This is a genomic window from Bradyrhizobium sp. Ken01 (genome assembly GCF_055807355.1).
Map to the genome: position 1 here is coordinate 84,091 of NZ_JBVVPC010000001.1, position 17,907 is coordinate 101,997.

The 17,907-nt window shown below is 64.2% G+C and carries 19 protein-coding genes and 1 pseudogene; 10 read left to right on the forward strand and 10 right to left on the reverse strand.

Annotation, left to right across the window (positions count from 1 at the left end):
• Nucleotides 1-29 precede the first annotated feature (29 nt).
• The 3 genes from AC0L3S_RS00380 (at nt 30) to AC0L3S_RS00390 (ending at nt 2,997) form a co-directional block, all read left to right on the forward strand.
• On the forward strand, nt 30-1,022 hold the full coding sequence (locus AC0L3S_RS00380) for a zinc-dependent alcohol dehydrogenase family protein (RefSeq protein WP_473277734.1): 993 nt from the start codon (nt 30-32) through the stop codon (nt 1,020-1,022).
• A gap of 16 nt (nt 1,023-1,038) precedes the next feature.
• The gene (locus tag AC0L3S_RS00385; protein WP_473277735.1) at nt 1,039-1,944 is read left to right on the forward strand and encodes a VOC family protein; all 906 of its coding nucleotides are present in this window, start codon (nt 1,039-1,041) and stop codon (nt 1,942-1,944) included.
• A 75-nt stretch (nt 1,945-2,019) separates the two neighbouring features.
• On the forward strand, nt 2,020-2,997 hold the full coding sequence (locus AC0L3S_RS00390) for a tripartite tricarboxylate transporter substrate binding protein (protein WP_473277736.1): 978 nt from the start codon (nt 2,020-2,022) through the stop codon (nt 2,995-2,997).
• Between the two features lie 27 nt (nt 2,998-3,024).
• Here AC0L3S_RS00390 and arsC read toward each other — a convergent pair whose 3' ends face one another.
• The 3 genes from arsC to AC0L3S_RS00405 are packed head-to-tail and all read right to left on the reverse strand — an operon-like array spanning nt 3,025 to nt 4,482.
• Nucleotides 3,025-3,426, reverse strand: coding sequence for an arsenate reductase (glutaredoxin) (arsC, locus tag AC0L3S_RS00395; protein ID WP_473277737.1), 402 nt, complete (start codon nt 3,424-3,426; stop codon nt 3,025-3,027).
• Nucleotides 3,423-4,127, reverse strand: coding sequence for an aquaporin (locus AC0L3S_RS00400; protein ID WP_473263140.1), 705 nt, complete (start codon nt 4,125-4,127; stop codon nt 3,423-3,425). The genes arsC and AC0L3S_RS00400 overlap by 4 nt, the downstream gene beginning before the upstream one ends.
• A complete protein-coding gene (locus tag AC0L3S_RS00405; RefSeq protein WP_473263141.1) occupies nt 4,120-4,482 on the reverse strand; it encodes an ArsR/SmtB family transcription factor in 363 nt (120 codons plus the stop codon). Before AC0L3S_RS00405 ends, AC0L3S_RS00400 begins: the two co-directional genes overlap by 8 nt.
• 126 nt (nt 4,483-4,608) lie before the next feature.
• Here AC0L3S_RS00405 and AC0L3S_RS00410 point away from each other — a divergent pair, with 126 nt between their 5' ends.
• The 3 genes from AC0L3S_RS00410 to AC0L3S_RS00420 all read left to right on the forward strand — a co-directional run bounded on the left by AC0L3S_RS00410 (nt 4,609) and on the right by AC0L3S_RS00420 (nt 7,642).
• Nucleotides 4,609-4,926: an ArsR/SmtB family transcription factor gene (locus AC0L3S_RS00410; protein ID WP_473263234.1), complete on the forward strand. Its 318-nt coding sequence runs from the start codon at nt 4,609-4,611 to the stop codon at nt 4,924-4,926.
• 51 nt (nt 4,927-4,977) lie between these two features.
• Complete coding sequence (locus AC0L3S_RS00415; protein ID WP_473263144.1) at nt 4,978-6,345, forward strand: NAD(P)-binding domain-containing protein; 1,368 nt, start codon at nt 4,978-4,980, stop codon at nt 6,343-6,345.
• Between the two features lie 115 nt (nt 6,346-6,460).
• Nucleotides 6,461-7,642, forward strand: a complete 1,182-nt coding sequence (locus AC0L3S_RS00420; RefSeq protein WP_473263235.1) for an MFS transporter — start codon at nt 6,461-6,463, stop codon at nt 7,640-7,642.
• A gap of 21 nt (nt 7,643-7,663) precedes the next feature.
• Here the strand turns inward: AC0L3S_RS00420 and AC0L3S_RS00425 are convergent, their stop codons facing one another.
• Nucleotides 7,664-8,716 (reverse strand): Cj0069 family protein, encoded by a 1,053-nt coding sequence (locus AC0L3S_RS00425; protein WP_473263145.1) that lies wholly within the window; start codon nt 8,714-8,716, stop codon nt 7,664-7,666.
• A gap of 240 nt (nt 8,717-8,956) precedes the next feature.
• On the opposite strand from AC0L3S_RS00425, the gene AC0L3S_RS00430 reads away from it, so the two are divergent.
• Entirely contained in the window at nt 8,957-9,457 is a 501-nt protein-coding gene (locus AC0L3S_RS00430; RefSeq protein ID WP_473263146.1) for a GlcG/HbpS family heme-binding protein, read from the forward strand.
• Between the two features lie 130 nt (nt 9,458-9,587).
• On the opposite strand, the gene AC0L3S_RS00435 is transcribed toward AC0L3S_RS00430, so the two are convergent.
• The 3 genes from AC0L3S_RS00435 to AC0L3S_RS00445 all read right to left on the reverse strand — a co-directional run bounded on the left by AC0L3S_RS00435 (nt 9,588) and on the right by AC0L3S_RS00445 (nt 11,150).
• Complete coding sequence (locus AC0L3S_RS00435; RefSeq protein WP_473263149.1) at nt 9,588-9,827, reverse strand: YjiS-like domain-containing protein; 240 nt, start codon at nt 9,825-9,827, stop codon at nt 9,588-9,590.
• Nucleotides 9,828-10,235: 408 nt separating this feature from the next.
• Complete coding sequence (gene rnk, locus AC0L3S_RS00440; RefSeq protein WP_473263151.1) at nt 10,236-10,649, reverse strand: nucleoside diphosphate kinase regulator; 414 nt, start codon at nt 10,647-10,649, stop codon at nt 10,236-10,238.
• 9 nt (nt 10,650-10,658) lie between these two features.
• A complete protein-coding gene (locus AC0L3S_RS00445) occupies nt 10,659-11,150 on the reverse strand; it encodes a GreA/GreB family elongation factor (RefSeq protein WP_473263152.1) in 492 nt (163 codons plus the stop codon).
• Between the two features lie 512 nt (nt 11,151-11,662).
• Here AC0L3S_RS00445 and AC0L3S_RS00450 point away from each other — a divergent pair.
• The 3 genes and pseudogenes from AC0L3S_RS00450 (at nt 11,663) to AC0L3S_RS00460 (ending at nt 13,247) form a co-directional block, all read left to right on the forward strand.
• A pseudogene (locus AC0L3S_RS00450) lies at nt 11,663-12,087 on the forward strand (hypothetical protein).
• 314 nt (nt 12,088-12,401) lie between these two features.
• A complete protein-coding gene (locus tag AC0L3S_RS00455) occupies nt 12,402-12,779 on the forward strand; it encodes a response regulator (protein WP_473277738.1) in 378 nt (125 codons plus the stop codon).
• A 33-nt stretch (nt 12,780-12,812) separates the two neighbouring features.
• Nucleotides 12,813-13,247, forward strand: coding sequence for a response regulator (locus AC0L3S_RS00460; protein ID WP_473263155.1), 435 nt, complete (start codon nt 12,813-12,815; stop codon nt 13,245-13,247).
• A 1,049-nt stretch (nt 13,248-14,296) separates the two neighbouring features.
• Here AC0L3S_RS00460 and AC0L3S_RS00465 read toward each other — a convergent pair.
• The 3 genes from AC0L3S_RS00465 to AC0L3S_RS00475 are packed head-to-tail and all read right to left on the reverse strand — an operon-like array spanning nt 14,297 to nt 17,770.
• On the reverse strand, nt 14,297-14,881 hold the full coding sequence (locus tag AC0L3S_RS00465; RefSeq protein ID WP_473277739.1) for a DUF1254 domain-containing protein: 585 nt from the start codon (nt 14,879-14,881) through the stop codon (nt 14,297-14,299).
• On the reverse strand, nt 14,878-15,456 hold the full coding sequence (locus AC0L3S_RS00470; protein WP_007593444.1) for a DUF1214 domain-containing protein: 579 nt from the start codon (nt 15,454-15,456) through the stop codon (nt 14,878-14,880). The genes AC0L3S_RS00465 and AC0L3S_RS00470 overlap by 4 nt, the downstream gene beginning before the upstream one ends.
• Nucleotides 15,457-15,481: 25 nt before the next feature.
• Nucleotides 15,482-17,770: a transglycosylase domain-containing protein gene (locus AC0L3S_RS00475; protein WP_027516951.1), complete on the reverse strand. Its 2,289-nt coding sequence runs from the start codon at nt 17,768-17,770 to the stop codon at nt 15,482-15,484.
• Between the last annotated feature and the right edge of the window lie 137 nt (nt 17,771-17,907).

The window sequence follows — 17,907 nt, forward strand, 5'->3', positions numbered from 1 at the left end:
AAAATATGGCTTGGGAGGCGTGTGACATCATGAGAGCGGTGCTGGTGCGTCAGCCGGGTGGGCCGGATGCACTCGAATTGGTCGAGCTTCCGGTGCCTGTGCCCGGACCCGGCCAGGTGCAGATCCGCGCCGAAGCGTTCGGCGTCGGGCAGCCCGATGTGCTGATCCGGCGTGGCGTCTACAAATGGATGCCGCCGCTGCCGGCCAATCCCGGCAACGATGTCGCGGGCCGCATTGCAGCGCTTGGGTCCGGCGTCGAAGGGTTTGCGATCGGCCAGAAGGTGCTGCTGAGCGCGCGCGACCTGTCGCAGCGCGGCGGCTGCTACGCCGACTATGTGGTCGCGCCCGCGGACGCCATTCACGTGCTGCCCGACAATGTCGATCTGCAAGCGGCCGTGTGCCTGTCGAACTACCAGGTGGCCTACGCGCTGCTGCACGAGTGCCGCCATCCGCGCGCACCGGCGAGCGTGCTGGTGATCGGGGCGGCGGGTGGTGTCGGCACCGCGCTGGTACAGCTCGCCAAGCTCGCGCAGATGAACGTCATCGGCACGGTCTCCACCGACGAGAAGGCCGCATTCGCGCGCGGCAACGGCGCCGATGAAATCATCTTCTATCGCCGCGAGGATGTCGTGTCGCGGACCCGCGAGCTGACCAATGGCGAGGGCGTTGGTCTCGTGCTCGATCACGTCTGTGGGCCCGAGTTCACCGGCTATCTCGGCGCGCTCGGCAAATGGGGGACGCTGCTGTCGTACAATGCCTTCGCCGGATTGCCGGAAGAAAACCTGATGGCGGCGATGCGCGACCATCTCGACATCTGCCCGGCGATACGCTGCTTCTCCTTCCACATCTACGACCACGATCGCGACGGGCGTCGCGCGCTCATGCGCAACGTGATCGACGCGCTGAGCCGCAATGCGATCAAGCCGGCTATCTCGGCGGTCCTGAAGCTCGACCAGGTCAGGCAGGCCCACACGCTGCTCGAGCAGGGCTCGGCGCTCGGCAAGATCATCATGACGCCGTGAGGGGGTGGATTGGACGATGACGACACAAGCACCCATTGCACGCTTCACCCGGCTCCGGCACGCGAGCTTTGCCTCGCCCGATCCCGAGCGGCTGCTCGACTACTACCGCGCCGTGATCGGTCTTGGCCTCGTCGGCCGCGACGGCAACCGCATCTTCCTTGCCAACGATGCCGAGCAGCTTTCGCTGGTGATCGAACCCGGCGACGCGGCGCTGACGAGCATCGCCTTCGAGATATCTCCTGATGTCCAGATCGAGGCGCTGGGCGCCGCGCTGAAGCAGGCCGATCTGCGGCCTGAACTTCAGAGCGATCCCCTGCCTGGCGTTTCAAGGCGGCTATCGTTCAGCGACCCCGAAGGCACGCGCTTCGAGCTGATCCAGGGCTGGACGCCGACACCCGCGCAGGAGCGCATCGGAGCGCTTGCCGTCAGCAAGCTCGGCCATGTCGCCCTTCGCACGCCCGATCCGCGCGCGGCCTCGGAGTTCTACGCGAACATGATGGGCCTACGGGTCTCCGACTGGATCGAGGACCGCTTCGTCTTCATGCGCAGCGGCTATGAGCATCACACGCTGAACTTCGCGCGCGCGCCCGGCCGCGGCCTGCATCATGTCGCGTTCGAACTGCGAGGGCCGACGCACATGCAGCAGGCGTGCGATCATCTCGCCCGACATAAGCTCCCGGTGCTCTGGGGACCGGTACGTCACGGCCCCGGCCACAACACGGCTATCTATCACCGCAATCCCGACGGGCATCTGGTCGAGCTGTTCCACGACCTCGACCGCATGACCGACGAGGCGCTCGGTTATTTCGAGCCGCGTCCCTGGCATCGCGATCGACCGCAGCGGCCAAAAGTCTGGGTCGGTCTGCCGCGCGACGTCTGGGGCATGCCGCCATCGCCTGAATGCACGGAGTTCGCGCGCTAGCGGACTCAAACCCGACTTGAAGAACGCCGCCTCGCTGCGGCCAACGATAGAACAATCAAAAGGGAGGACGCATCCATGCGAAGGATGAAGCGGCTTGCTGCGGTGATTTTTCTGTTTGGCGGTTGTCTCGCAACCACCCCGGCGTCGGCGGACAATTATCCGTCGCGCCCGATCCGGCTGCTGCATGGATTTGCCGCCGGCGGCGCGGCCGACACGCTGTCGCGCATCATCGCCGACGGGCTCTCCAAAAAGCTCAGACAACCGATCATCGTCGAGGCCAAGCCCGGCGCCGGCGGCAACATCGCCGCGGATGCCATCGCGAAAGCGGCGCCCGACGGCTACACGATCGGGCTCGTCACCGGCGCTCACGCCATTTCCGCGGCGACCTACAAGAGCCTCGCCTACCAGCCGGCCGAGAGTTTCGAGATGATCTCGACGCTGGTCTATTACGCCCTCGTCATCGCCGTGCGTACCGACTACCCGGCAAAATCGCTGGGCGAACTCGTCGCCATGGCAAGGCAGAAGCCGGGTGCGCTCTCCTTCGGATCGGTCGGCTTCGGCAGCACGCACCATCTTGCAGGAGAGCTGTTGAACGCAGCCGCCGGAGTCGAGATCGTGCACGTGCCCTATCGCGGCGATTCTCAATCGGTCACCGCGCTGCTCGGCGGAGAGGTTCCGGTGATCGTCGGCACCCCGGTGCTGCTCGCCTCGCAGATCCAGGCCGGTGCGATCCGCGGCCTGGCGGTGACCTCGCCGACGCGCACCGCATTGTTGCCCGACGTGCCGACAGTTCAGGAAGCTGGGATCAAGGGATATGACGTGCGCACCTGGGCCGGCCTGCTGGCCCCGAAGGGAACGCCGCCCGCCATCATGGCCGCACTCAATGCGGCGACGCTCGACGCTCTTAGGGATCCCGATCTCAAGCAACGCCTGGAGACCGCCGTCGGTGGCGAGGTTCGCGGCAGCTCGCCGGAGGAGATGAAGACGCTGATCGAGACCGAGATCAGCAAATGGACCAGCGTGGTGGAGCGGGCGAAGATCCCGAAGATCTGATCCAGGCAAGACAGGGGCCCCGTAAGCCTATCGCGCTTCGACCACCTCGCCATCCTCCTTCACGAACCGGCCGACGGGATTGTCCAGGAGATCGATGACGGCTTCCGAGGGACGACACAGGCGTGTGCCCCTGGGCGTCACCACGATCGGACGGTTGATCAGGATGGGGTGCGCGAGCATCTGGCCGATCAGCTCGTCGTCGGACCATTTGGGATCGTCGAGGCCGAGCTCCTTGTACGGCGTGCCTTTCTCCCGCAGCAACTCGCGAACGGAGATGCCCAGAGCCTTGACGAGCTCGACGAGCTTTTCGCGGGATGGTGGCGTCTTCAGATATTCGACGACGAGGGGGTCGACGCCGCTCTGCCGGATCATCGCCAGCGTGTTGCGCGAGGTGCCGCAGGCGGGGTTGTGATAGATCGTGACGCTCATGAGATAGTCTCCGCGATTGGGATGGGGCCGCGCGCCTGGGGCCGTCCGAGCAGCCAGTTCATCAACAGCATGGCGGCAAAGGCTCCGCAGAGCTCCGCGAGGATGAATCCAGGCAGGTCAATGGGACGTATGCCCGAGAACGTGTTTGTCAGCGACCTCGCGATGGCCACTGCCGGATTGGCGAATGACGTGGAAGCCGTGAACCAATAGGCCGCCGTGATGTACAGGCCGACCAGCCAGGGTACGGCAGTCCGCTGAAACCGGATGCCGGCCAGGATCGTCGCGACCAGACCGAAAGCGGCGACGGCTTCGGCGAACCATTGCGGTCCTCCGGTTCGCACCTTCGCCGAGAAATCGAGCAGCGGCAGCCCGAACATCAGATGCGCCGCCATCGTTCCCGCAATGCCGCCGGCAACCTGCGCGGCGACGTACAATGCGGCGTCGTTCACCGGCAGCTCGCGCTTGCCGGTGAAAACGAGGGTGACGGCCGGATTGAAGTGCGCGCCGGAGATCGGTCCGAGCACGGTGATCAGGACGACCAGAATGGCGCCGGTCGGCAACGTATTGCAGAGAAGCGCAAGCGCGACATCCTTGGTCAGCGTCTCCGCCATGATGCCGGAGCCGACCACCGTGGCAACGAGAATGCCCGTGCCGAGCGCCTCGGCCGCGAGGCGGCGCGGAAGATCGAATTGATCAGGCACGGCTCCGCTCCTTTCGCCTTGGCTTGCAGCAGGCTTGCAGGGTTTCGACGACCGGCTCGCAAACTTCCGGCCGCCCGCCGCAGCAATCCCGCAGCAGGAAGACGGCGACGTCGCGGAATTCGGCAAGGTTGGCGCGGTAGACAATCGAACGGCTGTGCCGCTCGGAGGTGACGAGGCGTGCCCGCGTCAGGATCGACAGATGCGCCGAGAGCGTATTCTGGGGGACCTCCAACAGCCGGGCGAGATCGCCCGCAGCGAGACCATCAGGCTCGTGCCGGACCAGCGTCCGGAAGGCCTCAAGACGGGTCGACTGCGCCAGGGCGGCGAGGGCGAGGACGGCTTCTTCAGTTTCCATGTATCCAGATTTATGGAAGTATAGCGGCTCCGTCAATCCGAATCCGAAGCGCGTCAGCGGCGCAGTATTTCGAATATTCTAGAAATATGGTTGACCGCACGGACCAGCGGGCGCATCGTGGCGGCCATGAAGATCGATGACGCAGCAGCAGGCCTCGAAGCCCTGGGCAACCGGACCCGGCTTCAGATCTATCGGGCCCTGGTCCGGGCCGGGCACTCCGGCATGCCCGTCGGTCGCTTGCAGGACAAGCTGAAAATCCCGGCCTCGACGCTGTCGCATCACATCAAGACCCTGGTCTCTGTCGGGCTCGTCAGTCAGGTCCGGGAATCGACGACGCTGATCTGCCACGCGAACTTCGACGCGATGCGGGGTCTGGTCGATTTCCTGGCGGCCGAGTGTTGCGCAGACGAAGTCGGATGCAAGACGACGCAAACGGCGGCCTGATCTTTTTTGGCTTTTATTTTTCGATGATTCTAGAAGTACGGGAGAAGCCGAATGAACGCTAAGACGATCGCCATCATCGGAGCAGGGCCGGTCGGCCTCGCAGCAGCTGCGCACGTCCTGGAGCGTGGCATGTCACCCATCGTTCTGGAGGCAGGATCCGAAGCGGGGCACGCGGTTCGCCAATGGCAGCAGGTCCAGCTCTTCTCGCCGTGGGAGTACAATATCGACAAGGCCGCCGCGCGCCTGCTCGCGCCGACGGGATGGAATTCGCCGGACCCCCAGTCCTATCCGACCGGCGGCGAACTGCTCGATCGATATTTGACGCCGCTTGCGACGCGAACACCACTGCGCGAGGCGATCCGGACATCCAGCCGCGTCTCGGCCATCAGCCGCGTCGGCTTCGACAAGGCGAAGACGAAGGGGCGTGAGCAGGCGCCGTTCGAGATCCGCTACCAGAACGGCAAAGGTCCTGAAGTGCTGCGCGCGGATGCCGTGATAGACACATCAGGCACATGGTTCTCGCCCAATCCCGCCGGAGGCAATGGTCTGCCCGCGATCGGCGAGCGTGAATGCGCCGGCCACATCGCCTATGGCATGCCCGATGTCCGTGGTGCCGGCCGCGCCAGATATGCCGGCAAGACCGTTGCGGTGCTCGGCGCCGGCCACTCCGCGGTGGGCACGCTGATCGATCTCGTGCAGCTCGCAGGCGAGGTGCCGGGGATGCAAGCGATCTGGCTTTTGCGCGGCGCCGATCCCGCCAAGGCTTTTGGCGGCGGCCGGAATGACAAGCTTGCCGCACGCGGAGAGCTCGGCGGCGCCTTCGCCGCGCTCGTTGCCGCCGGGAAGATCAAGGTCGAAACCGAATTCGGCGTCACGCATCTGTCGGACTCCGAGGGCCGCCTCGAGATCGCGGCCAGCTCGGGCCGCGGTGGACGGAGCGTGATCGTGGACGAGCTGATCGTCTCGACGGGCTTTCGTCCCGACTTTTCGTTCCTGTCCGAATTGCGCCTGCGGCTCGATCCCGCCATCGAGGCGCCGGTCGCGCTGGCGCCGCTGATTGATCCCAACGAGCACAGCTGCGGCACGGTGCGCCCGCACGGCGCGCGCGAGCTCGCGCATGACGAGCCGGGCTTCTACATGGCGGGCATGAAGTCCTATGGCCGCGCGCCGACCTTTCTCATGATGACGGGGTATGAGCAGGTGCGCTCGATTGCGGCCGATCTCGCCGGCGACAAGAAAGCCGCCGCAAGGGTGGAGCTCGTGCTGCCGGAGACCGGCGTCTGCACGCGCGGCAGCGTCGAAGCCGCCGGGGTCGCATCAGGATGTTGCGGTGGGCCGGCGAAGCAGGAACCGACGGCCTGCTGCGCCGCCGACGAAGCGGCGAAGAAGACCGGCGCTTCGGGGTGCGGTTGTTCATGAACTTGGGTCTTGCAGCTGAAGCTGGAGATTTGCCGATTGCGGTTCGTGCGCCGTTCCGGCCCGGGGGTGGGAGGACAGCATTCGTAACTTGAGCGGCCGGTCTCTGATCGCGGTGATGTGCATCGGCCAGGTCGGCAATCTCCTGCCGCATGTGACGCTGTCCGCGAACCTGGCGCAGCATCTGATGCCGGCGTGGGGCCTTTCGGCGGCCGAAGGCGGCTTGATGGCGAGCGGTTACGCGTTCGGCTACATGCTCGCCGTGCCTGTGCTGACGACGTTGACCGACCGGATCGACGCGCGGCTCGTCCTGCTCTGGGGCTCGATCGTCAGCGGACTGGCGACCGTCGCGTTCGGACTCTTCGCGCAAGGGTTTTGGTCCGCGACCGCGATCTGGTCCCTGGCAGGGCTTGGATTTGCCGGCGCCTACATGCCGGGCCTGAAGGCGCTGACCGACCGGCTTCCCGCCGGCGACACCTCGCGCGCCGTCACGCTGTACACGTCGAGCTTCTCGGTCGGGGTCGGCCTCTCGTTCCTGGTCGCGCAAGTGATCGCCGACCGCTGGGGATGGCGGACCGCCTTCCTTGTTACCGGCTTTGGACCTATCGCAATGGTCGTCGCGTGTCTTCTGATGCAGGAGCAGCGGCCCGCGCCGAAGGCCGGACGTCTCTTGAACTTCGCGCCCGTCTTCGCCAACCGCGAGGCGCTCGGATACATCTTCGGCTACGGCGCCCATTGCTTCGAGCTCTACGGCATCCGCACCTGGCTGGTCGGGTTCTGGACCTTCGTCGTCGCCCACCAAGGCGCGCCGTCGTGGTTGAGCCCCGTCGTGCTGAGCTTCAGCTTTGCGGTGATCTCGATGCCCGCCAGCATCCTCGGCAACGAGGCCGCCCTGAAATTTGGTCGCCATCGCGCGATCACGGTCGTGATGATCGCGTCGGCCTGCGTCGCACTGGTCATCGGGCTCAACGCGACAGCGCCGGCATGGGTGCTCGCGCTGCTGCTGCTCGTCTATGGCCTGACCGTGCCGGCGGATTCGGGCGCATTGACCGCCGGCATGTCGGCCGCGGCTGTGTCCGAACATCGCGGCGCGACCCTGGCCCTGCATTCGACGGTCGGCTTCGGCCTGTCGGCGGTCGGCGCCTGGGGCACCGGCGCCGCACTCGACGCAGCCGGCGGCCCGCAGAGCGCGACCGGCTGGCTGCTGGCGTTCAGCGTCCTTGCGGCCGGAATTGCGCTGGGGCCGTTGGCGCTGCTGTGGGCGCGGAGGCCACCGCCCGCGAGCCGCAACGCGAGATGACGCCGCGCGCTCGCGGCGTTTTCACTGGCCCGAGCCAGCCCTCTGCATCTGCGAGAGCCGCAGCTTCACCGTTCGCGCGATCGCCGCCGGGGCCTCCTCGGGGATCGCGAAGCATGAGCTCGCGTTGATCTCGCACAGGACGTAGGTGTCGGCACCGGTCGCATCTTTCGGACCGTACAGGAAGTCCGCGTCCCAGATGACCGGGAGCGAGCCTTCGTCGATGTCCAGCGTCTTCATCATTCCCGGCGTCCACTCGTCCTCCATCAACCGACGCAGCCGCTGGAAGCGCGGGTCTGCGTTCGAGGTATAGAGTCGCGGTCCGGCCTCGGAACGGGCGGCCGGCGAGTCAACCAGGGCTTTGACTTTGTGATAGCCGAAGCCGGCACAGCGATCGCCCGCCATGTAGCAACGTACGACGCCCTCGCTCAGGCGAGGCTGGAATGGCTGATCGACCACGCTGCCGTTCTCGAAATATTCGGTGCAGCGACCGAGAAAACTCTCCAACGTCAGTTCCTCGGAGCCATCCTTGGTCGCGTCCAGCACCTTTATCATCGGGGAATTCGGCAGGCGCTCGACCTTCCACACGCCTTGGCCGCCGTTGCCGCGGTTGCGCTTGATCACGCGCGGACCGGTGGCGAGCCGTGTCGGCAACTCGGCGCGCATGGCCTCGGCGGTTTGATATAAAGCCGTGGCGCATCCCCACCCCATCGAGCGGGTACGATAGAGTACCTCCTTGGTGCCCATCTTGAGAATGACGTCCGGATGAGCGCTGACCCACGGTCCCCGCGCCGCAACGTCGCGAAGCAGGGAATCGAGCTCAACGCGCGTCTTGCCCTGGTGGATCGGATCGACCCAGACAAGCACGCCACTGGCCGCGAGCAATTGTTCACGGATGTCCTCGGCGAAGCTTTCGTCGTAGATCGCCGGGCGCGCCTCGATGCCGACGGCGGCGAGGGCTTCGAAAACGCGGACGAAGCGGCTGTTTTGCGCCGTCGCATCCCGCCGCGCGGCAGCGTCGCCTCGCGAGAGGATGGCGACGGTGTGCTGGCGAGAAGGGTGTCGTTCGGTGTCCATGCGCAAGCTCCACGAATGGCGTGCTGCGCAGAGCTTGGACCGAGGCCTCACGGGGAGTCTGCTTTGTCCCCATGCAAAGGAGACTAACGAGGCTGTTCGCGAGTTTCAAGACGTGACTGGCACGGTTTCGCGGAGCGGTGAGCTCTTCGTGACGGTCGCCGGCAGATAGCGTGACCCTGTTCGATGATCTGACATATGGTGGGATCAAATAGCGTTTGGTCACCTGTGCCGGAGATTGTCATGAACGTTCGATGCCTGCCGGTCGCCACGGCCCTGCTGATTGCGTCCATCTGCCCAGTCCGGGCGGAGGAAGGTTTGGTCGCCTACAAATCGCTCGGTCCGGAACTGGCGCTCGATCTTGCGCGCGCTGCGTTGGCCAGCTGCCGTACCCGTGGATACCAGGTTGCAGTCGCTGTCGTCGATCGCTTCGGCGTCACGCAAGTGATGTTGCGCGACCGCTTCGCAGGCCCGCACACGCCCTCGACGGCAGCAGGCAAGGCGTGGACGGCCGCCTCGTTCAAGACCAGCACGACCGAGCTGAATGCGATCAGCCAGCCGGGCATGATGCAGGCGGGCATTCGCAACCTTCCCGGAGCGGTCGTCATCGCCGGAGGACTGATTGTCGAAGCCGGCGGCTCCCTGGTCGGTGCGGTCGGCGTGTCCGGCGCGCCGGGCGGCGACGCGGACGAAGCGTGCGCGAGAGCCGGAATTGATGCCATACGCGACAAGCTGGACTTCTGAGAAGACGTCAGGATCGCAGTCAAAAAGTCCGGCCTTTTCGCGAGCTTGGCGGCCGTCTGATCCGCAAGGATAAGCAGACGTGCCGCTTTCGCACGCCCAGGCGTGGCCGCTCATCGAGTGGATATGACGATCACCGATCGTCGCGCCAACCTGAGAAGTAACACCGTCGAGCTTCCCCGACGATTGTTCTCGATAAACCGATGTCCGCGAGAAGCCGGTCGTCCAGTTCGAGAAGCTCGTCGTATTGACGGCGCCGTGTGATGCCGTCCAGCAGCGCGAGCGTTAACCTCCAGAACCATCCAGGGTCTGGAGAAGGGACGAAGGCTGCGCTGGATGTGCCGATTGAGCCAGTGGTGCTGTCGCAAGACATGTTTCACCTCCATAAAGGAGCGAAACAACGCTTGGCTCGAAAGCTGGTCGGGCGGTTGTGTTTGACCCGATGGCTTTTGCTATCATGCTCGTCCTTGCCGCACAAGCGATCCTGAGCATGTCCTGATCGCGACTTGAGACGTACTCGTGAACAACTTCACGCCCCTAAGTGCTCGGTCCTCTGCGGGGGCAGATCCGTTGCAAACTCATCGCGATGATCGAAGCCGCGCAGTGTCTTTGGGCGGTCAGTCCTGCAATGGTGGGAGGCGCGGTGATCCATTGCACTACGAAACTAAAGTGCGTGCGCTGTCGAATTCATACGAAAGGGCCAGATCCGGGCGCGACGCCTTTGGGGCGGCGCGCTCACATCGCAAGACGACGATACTCGATCTGACTTAAGGTACGAGCCTTAGTCGGACACCGCGAGAACGGTCAGGCCCCTGGTGCGCTTGTGGGGCGTCTCGAAGTCGATCCGCTGCCCCGGCGATAGGCCGATCAAGGCCGCTCCAACAGGCGTCAGGACCGAGATCCGATTGAGCTCGATGTTTGCCTCATGCGGATAGACCAGCACGATCTCTCGGCTCGCACCCGTCTCGTCGTCGCGATAGGTCACTTTCGATCCCATCCTGATCACGCCTCGCAAGTTGTTCTCGTCCGTCACCGTGGCACGTTCCATCTCTCGGGCCAGAAAATGGGCCACTCGCGGAAACAGATCCATGCTCGAATTGGCCAAGGAACTGAGGCGCCGCGATTCGTCCTCAGTGATCTTGATCGGCGGCAACGCCGGCTGTTCTCGCCGGCTCTCAGCTTCGAAATTGCGCATTGATAGCTCCTATGCTGCAGTTGGTCCGGGGTCGTCGTCGCACGGGTTGCCTGACCGCCTCGGCCCCCTCCGGAAGAGTGGGACAACCTTTGAATCCGATGGGGTCAGGCTTTGGACCCTGACGACATTCAGACATCCGGCGACGAAGTACGGCATCTGATCGCCGACCTGCAGTCCGATCAAAGCTGTACCCAGCGGGGTCAACACCGAAATGCAGGCGGGATCCGACCAGCACTCCTCGGGCCAGACCAGTTGCACGGTGCGACGCGGAACGCCCCAATTCGTGCAATGGGTGACCCATGATCCGATCGTCACGAAAGGACGGACGACGTCCCCTTCGTCCGGGACGATATCGGCGCGGTTGATTTCGCCCATGAGGAATATCCCGTCCAAATCTCCTTTTTGGACGGCGAGGCGGGCGAGCTGTTCGAGCCGCGGATAGTCTGATGAGGTCAGTGCGATTTTTGGAAGAGGCAGCACGGCGCACTCCTTCTGCTTCAAGACGACCTCTCGAGTGGAGGTCATGAAAGCTGGAAAAGAGCCCGGACGGCGCGAACACCGTCCGGCTAACCGCCTGCTTGGAGGCGGCCGGCGTGAAGACCAAAACGCGCGGTGCGCGCATCAATGTCGATGACGTAAGCCATGATGCTCTGACTATAGTAGTTCATTTCCGCGGAAACATTGCGACGAAACCGCACAGCACCTCTGCACATGAAATATCTAGAGGGGACAAAGGAGGGTCGTCGGAGTGAGACGATAGTGCTTTTCCGATCACGGCAACCAGCGCTCCGTCAGCAAAAACCCGCGCCGGATTGCTCCGCGCGGGTGAACTTATCGATGATGCCATTGTGCCAGTGTTTTGCCCGACGTGCCAAAGTCTGGCCGATGCTGCGTGAAGGATTCGCATGCCCGTCCGGTTTTCCACAACGCGAGGGGTAGTGGTGTTCGGCCGTTCCAGCCCACCAGCAATCGATAATTTGTCAACGCGAGCCGGGCCGTCTTCATAGGAGGAGATGGGCACGAAATCACGAGAGATCATCTGGAGCGGCCGGATCATGGGGGCGGAGATTTCCGCCAAGCACGCTCGCGAAGTTGCCACGAAAGCAGTTCGTGAAGCCGATCGGGCGGAAGCCGAAGCCTGGTCGGTGCGGATGGAAGGCTACGGTGGTCCCGCGCAACCGTCCCCCACAATCGCGCAATGCCTCAATGGTGGCATGCGCTGGCTCGAGTCGAGTGCAACAGGTGCAAGGCGCGAGCGAGCCTGCCGCTCGATATGATCCGCCGGCCGCGGGACACGCCGATCTGGAAGCTCGAAGCGTTTCTGAAGTGCCGGTCATGCCGAGAGGGACGTTCCGCGCCACCTGTCCACATGATCAAGCTGACCGCAACGCAAAGCATTACGCCCTACAAATGGGTGCATCCAACCGAGGAGCGCTAGGATCGATGAGCGCTCGCTGAACGTCGCCTGATGCTCGAGGTGGTGCTCGCTGCCATGCTCAATTCCTGGGCTTTCGACCGGGAACAGCATCAGCTTCAGTTCAGAAGCTGTCGTTGTCTTGAGAGACGGCAATGACCGCTGGGGGCCAGAACCAGAATCCTCTAGTCCTTGCAACTGGACGCTTTAACATACCTGGATGGTTAGCAAGGCTACTGCGCCTTTAGTGGGGGCGTCACCGTGGAACAAAATCTCCGAGCACCGATTAGATTTCCGGCCAACCCATTGAACGAGTGGCAAAAGTGAACACAGGCAGGATGCTCGACACCGACACCAATCCCGCTTCGAAGCGTCCTGTGCTCGTCGTTGAGGACGATGTGCTGGTCCGCATCATGGTCGCAGATGAGCTGAGAGAGAACGGTCTCGCGGTGATCGAGTGCGGCGATGCAGACGAAGCGTTGGACGTTCTTCACTCTGGGACTCAGGTTTCGCTGGTTGTGACTGACATTCGGATGCCCGGGTCAATGGATGGCGCGGAACTCGCAACCCTGATCAAGCGCGATTTTGCCACTCTAAAAGTAATACTTACCTCATCGGAGGCGCCACCCCCCGGTGCCGAATTCGATCTTTTTGTTCCGAAACCGTGGGACCTTCCGAAAGTCGTGCAGCGGATCAGAGCGATCGCGGGTTGGTAAGGAACGAAGACCGCCACTCATCGGTTGTCCGGCATGCAAACGAACCAATCAGCAGCCCCCCGTACGATCGTGCTTGCGCAGCAAGACGTGCTGATGCGCATGGCGCTGGCCGACTTTCTCCGCGGCTGCGGTTACAAGGTGTTGGAGGCGCGCTCAGCAGACGAGGCAATCGCGTTGCTTGATGAAGGGACCATTCCGGTGGATCTCGTCCTCAGCAGCGTGGAGTTGGCCGGGGATGGGTTCGGCATCGCAAAATGGCTGAGAGATCATCGGCCCGCTCTTCAATTGCACCTCACCGCAAGTACCAAGCGAGCCGTCGAGGTCGCGGGGGCGCTTTGCGAGAGCGGTCCGCTTCCGGCTCCTTACAACGCCCAAATTCTCCATCGTCGAATACTTCGGCTCATGGGTGGGCGGCGGCAGCGACCTCATGACGGACACCAGACGGTGGCTAAAGCGTCGGAGAGATAAACCCAATTTGGTCCGCCCTGCAGGGATCGCCGAGCACCACGAGCGGCGTCGCTGAAAGCGGCGGGCGATAATCCCCGTGGGCAACAACAATTTGGCTGCTCATCCTCAGCGCGAAACTGGTGACGCAACAGCTGCGTTGCGCGCCGTCTTTCGCTCTGAAGCCAAGCTCTTCATCGCGGGCAGCTGCCGTCACCCGGGCTAGCGACAGATCAGGGCTCCGACGCAAAGAACCAGCATCGTCAGGCTAAGCGCAACGGTAACGAGCGCGCGCTCGGCTTTGCTGGTCAGCTCGTCCTCGCTCATGACAACTCTCCCTGCCGCAAGATCAACCTGCATGCCCCGACCTTGTTCCGCGCTAGCGGGACGCGATGCTTGGTGGCTCCGACCTGATCCAGTACATGCTGCGGGAAGAAATGCCGCCAACGTGAACCGTTCTCTGCCGCTTGTGTGCACGAGTGCGCCGACGGAAGCTGCCACCAATATCTACGTTCCGATGTCACCGCCCGATCAGTGGCTGTTATCGGTGATGAGAACGCCGCTTGCGCTCCCGCCTCCTCCGGAACGGATCGTGCAGTGAGCCAGCGGCGCAAGTTCGATGAATCGCACCAAGAGGGGCTTGCAGAAATGGCCGCTCGTCTTCGCTCAGCCGCGGAACTGCTCCCGCCAGGGCCAGTGAGAGATGCCGCCCTCAGACGCGCACGCTGGGCTGAAACAAGCTTGTCGTTAGATGATTGGCTCAACTCGCCAGGACTACAGCCACCGACCTGAAGGTGAAGTCGAGCTGCAGGCATTGAAGCCATCTTCGGTTTGAGGCTCCAGCATGAAAAACCCGCGCCGGATTGCTCCGCGCGGGTGAATTTTCGATGATGCCATTGTGCCAGTGTTTTGCCCGACGAGTCAAATCCGAACAGCGCGACGGGCAGGGATGTATCGGTCCGGCAAACGCCTATTTGGTGCAACCAAAATGGCTAGTGATTTCAATGCCAACGCTACCGTGCATGGGGTTGTTTTTCGACTTTTTGTTTTGGTGCGTCCCGAAGCGGCGCACCTCAGCGCCGGCCGCGCGGCGCTTCGGCCTTCGCCGGCGGCTCGGTCTGAGGGCCGCAACTCGCGGCCGCGAGCGAGCCTTGCGCCTGCGGCATCAGGCCGGGCTCGGGGGCGAGCGCCTTCATCACGATCAGGCCGGTCGTGCTGGGGGAATCGATGATAAGGCGGTCGGCGGCGGTGATCTCTTCGTCCTCGGGCAGCTCGTTGTGCTGCGGCTCGGTCATCAGATCGAGCTCGATCACCTTCTTGCCGGCCGAGCGGTCGTTGATCGCATAATAGGCGATCTCGTTACGGGTGTAGAACGACACCGAGGTGTAGGCTTGGCTCACGGGCACCGTCAGCTTGATCGGTCCGTTCGACAGATCGTAGCGGCAGATCGCCAGTGCAAAGGCCGGATCCATGAACGGCATCGGCGATGTGCTGGGATCGGCGAGCGGAAGCTGGGTGACGCTGTTGAGCTTGGTCATCGGCGTCAGCCGCGAATAGGCGTCCTGGGTCGCGATCCGCGGCAACGCCAGCACGCTGACGAGATGAACCACGAGGCCCAGCACCACGCCGGCAACGATGGTGAACAACAGCCGGATCATGAGCAGCCCGCCGTCGTGATCGTGGGCATCGGTGCGTCGCGCTGGGTGCGTGTGGCAACGCCGACCGGGGTGTCGTAGAGCCGCAGCATCAGCGCGTAGCGTTCGATGCCGCCGGTCGGCAGCCAGTTGCCGGCGCGCGAGCGCGAGGCGATGCGAATTTCGAACGAGCCGTCGGACTGCCGCACGATCTCCTGGCTGGTGAAGCCGTAGCGCTGCAGCGAATTGGGGACGAGATGACCCTTGCGGTCATAGAGCGTCAGCGTCCAGAACCGCGCCGGCGGCGTCACGCCGGAGACCACGACGTCGCAGCGGCCGTCGAGCACTTTCTTCTTGTCGTCGGCGGTCGCGGTGAAGGCGACGCCGTCGCCGGTGCCGATCGGCAGCTCGCCGTTGCGCACGATGGTGGCGCGCGAATAGGGATCGACGTCGGCGGTACCGGTGCGCGGACGCGCGGTCCAGGGGCCGATGGTCAGCGCGCCGATCTCGGTGCCGCGCGTTGTCGTCATCCAGGTCGCGCCGACGCCGACCACGGTTGCGAGCAGAAGGGCCGTCAATGTGATCAGGATCAGCCGCACTTGTTTCGATCAGTTCTTGTTTCGATTAGTTCTTGCGCGGGGCGGATGCGTTCGCATTCTCTTCCGCATAGTTCTGCGGGAAGGCGAGCGCGCTCGTGGACGATGCCGGCTTGGCTTGCTTGGGATCGGTGGCGGCCGATTTGGTCGCGGTCCGGGCCGCGTCATCCAGCAGCTTCTCGACGCGCACCAAAACGTCGGCGCCGCGCTTGGTCAATACCGGCGGCGGACCGGGCTTGGTCTCCAGCACCTTCGGCGCCGCATTGGCCTGCGCGTTGGCGATCCGCTCGGGCGGCAGCTTTTGGCCCATGCCGATGCCGGCGATTTCCCGGACCTCGACGCCCTGGTGCGCCGCGAGCATGATGTCGTGCCAGGTCTGCGCTGGCAGCGAGCCGCCGGTCATGCGGTTGGTCGGCGAATAGTCGTCATTGCCGTACCAGACCGCGCAGGTGAAATTGCCGGTGTAGCCGACGAACCAGGCGTCGCGATAGGCATTGGTCGTGCCGGTCTTGCCCGCGGTCGGAATGCCGTCGAGGGCTGCGCGCCGCGCGGTGCCTTCGCTGACGACGTGGCTCATCATGCCGGCCATGTCGGCGGCCACGGAGGCGGGGATCGCCTGGCGCGGCTTCGGCCCGTCGCGGTCCCAGCGCCAGACCGGATCGCCCGCGCCGGTGCGCACTTCCAGCACGGAATGCGGCGTCACCGCCTTGCCGCGGTTGGGGAAGGTCGCATACGCCACCGCGTGCTCGAGCACGGTGACTTCGTCCGAGCCGATCGGCAGCGACGGCGTGTCGGGCAGCGGCGCCTTGAGGCCGAAGCGGCGCGCGACCTCGACGATCTTGGCGCGGCCGATCTTGGCCGGGTTCGGCGCCTTCGGCTGCTCCTTCTGACCGATCGCGATCGACAGCTTGACCGGCACGACGTTGATCGAACGCGTGATCGCCTGCGTCAGCGTCACCGCGCCGGAATAGGAATGGCCATAGTTCTGCGGGCACCAATTGCCGATGCAGACCGGGCCGTCGACCACGATCGAGTTCGGCGTGAAGCCGTTGAGGAGCGCGGTGGTGTAGACGTAAGGCTTGAACGACGAGCCCGGCTGGCGATAGGCGTCGGTGGCGCGGTTGAACTGGCTGGCGCCGTAGTCGCGGCCGCCGACCATGGCGCGGATGCCGCCGTCGAGATCGGAGACGACGGTCGCCGCCTGGGTCGCGTGATAGTCGCGGCCGAACTGGCGCAGCTGGTTCTCGACCGCGTCTTCGGCGGCCTTCTGCACATTGGTGTCGATCGCGAGCCGGACCACGAAGACGCGCTCGGTGTAGGATTTCGGGAAGGTGTCGACCAGCTTGCGCATCTCGTCGAACGCGTAGTCGAGATAGTAATTCGGCGAAGCCTCGTAGCGGCGGTCGACCGCGAAGGCGGGATTGCGGCGTGCGCCGAACACCTGGCCCTCTGTCATGAAGCCGGCATCGACGAGATTGTCGAGCACGACGTTGGCGCGGGCGCGGGCGGCGGGCAGGTTGATGTGGGGCGCGTATTTGGTTGGCGCCTTGAACAGGCCGGCGAGCATCGCGGCTTCGGCGAGCGTCACGTCACGTGCCGATTTGTTGAAGTAGAAATGCGCGGCGCCGTCGACGCCGAAGGTGCCGCCGCCCATATAGGCGCGGTCGAGATACAGCTTGAGGATCTCGTTCTTGGTCAGGCGCCATTCCAGCCAGACCGCGAGGAAGGCTTCGTTGACCTTGCGCTCGATGGTGCGCTCGTTGCTCAGGAACAGGTTCTTGGCGAGCTGCTGGGTGATCGAGGAGCCGCCCTGGCGGACGCCGCCGGCCTGGGCGTTGGTGACGAGCGCGCGCGCGGTGCCGGCGATGTCGATGCCGAAATGTTCGTAGAAGCGGCGGTCCTCGGTCGCGAGCGTCGCCTTGATCAGCACGTCCGGAAAATCTTCCAGCGGGATCGAATCGTTGTGCTTGATGCCGCGGCTGCCGATCGGGTTGCCGTAGCGGTCGAGGAAGGTCACCGCGAGGTCGGACTTCTTCAGCCAGTCCTCGTCCGCGGTTTCGCGGAAGGCGGGGATGGCCAGGGTCAGCATCACCACCAGGCCGCCGAGGCCCAGCGTCGCAGCCTCCGACAGCGGCTCGATGAAGACCCAGCGCTTCCACCGCCCGACATAGAAACGGTCCATGAAGGTCGAGTAGCGCTCGTAGAGCTCGCGGATGCCCTTGGCCGAGGAGAACAGCGAGGAGTCGATGCGCGCATCGAGATCCAGGAAGAAATTCCGGATCCGGGCCTTCCAATGCGGTGGTATGATCTGGCGCACCTAGAACCCTTGCGGCTTGGTTCGAAAGCGTTCAAGCACCCCGCCGGGGCGGCATCGAGACGTCTTGCGGGAGTGTTGCGGCAAACCCAAGGCGCCCGGCCAGCGACGGTGGGGACTTGCTGTTCCTTCTAGCCGAG

Bases quoted from the DNA above. Each gene is read 5' to 3' on its own strand.
- AC0L3S_RS00420 (WP_473263235.1), top strand. From the start codon at position 6,461: ATGTGCATCGGCCAGGTCGGCAATCTCCTGCCGCATGTGACGCTGTCC.
- rnk (WP_473263151.1), bottom strand. From the start codon at position 10,649: ATGCGCAATTTCGAAGCTGAGAGCCGGCGAGAACAGCCGGCGTTGCCG.
- AC0L3S_RS00425 (WP_473263145.1), bottom strand. From the start codon at position 8,716: ATGGACACCGAACGACACCCTTCTCGCCAGCACACCGTCGCCATCCTC.
- AC0L3S_RS00430 (WP_473263146.1), top strand. From the start codon at position 8,957: ATGAACGTTCGATGCCTGCCGGTCGCCACGGCCCTGCTGATTGCGTCC.
- AC0L3S_RS00460 (WP_473263155.1), top strand. From the start codon at position 12,813: ATGCAAACGAACCAATCAGCAGCCCCCCGTACGATCGTGCTTGCGCAG.
- arsC (WP_473277737.1), bottom strand. From the start codon at position 3,426: ATGAGCGTCACGATCTATCACAACCCCGCCTGCGGCACCTCGCGCAAC.
- AC0L3S_RS00415 (WP_473263144.1), top strand. From the start codon at position 4,978: ATGAACGCTAAGACGATCGCCATCATCGGAGCAGGGCCGGTCGGCCTC.
- AC0L3S_RS00435 (WP_473263149.1), bottom strand. From the start codon at position 9,827: ATGTCTTGCGACAGCACCACTGGCTCAATCGGCACATCCAGCGCAGCC.
- AC0L3S_RS00390 (WP_473277736.1), top strand. From the start codon at position 2,020: ATGCGAAGGATGAAGCGGCTTGCTGCGGTGATTTTTCTGTTTGGCGGT.
- AC0L3S_RS00455 (WP_473277738.1), top strand. From the start codon at position 12,402: ATGCTCGACACCGACACCAATCCCGCTTCGAAGCGTCCTGTGCTCGTC.
- AC0L3S_RS00405 (WP_473263141.1), bottom strand. From the start codon at position 4,482: ATGGAAACTGAAGAAGCCGTCCTCGCCCTCGCCGCCCTGGCGCAGTCG.
- AC0L3S_RS00385 (WP_473277735.1), top strand. From the start codon at position 1,039: ATGACGACACAAGCACCCATTGCACGCTTCACCCGGCTCCGGCACGCG.
- AC0L3S_RS00465 (WP_473277739.1), bottom strand. From the start codon at position 14,881: ATGATCCGGCTGTTGTTCACCATCGTTGCCGGCGTGGTGCTGGGCCTC.
- AC0L3S_RS00410 (WP_473263234.1), top strand. From the start codon at position 4,609: ATGAAGATCGATGACGCAGCAGCAGGCCTCGAAGCCCTGGGCAACCGG.
- AC0L3S_RS00380 (WP_473277734.1), top strand. From the start codon at position 30: ATGAGAGCGGTGCTGGTGCGTCAGCCGGGTGGGCCGGATGCACTCGAA.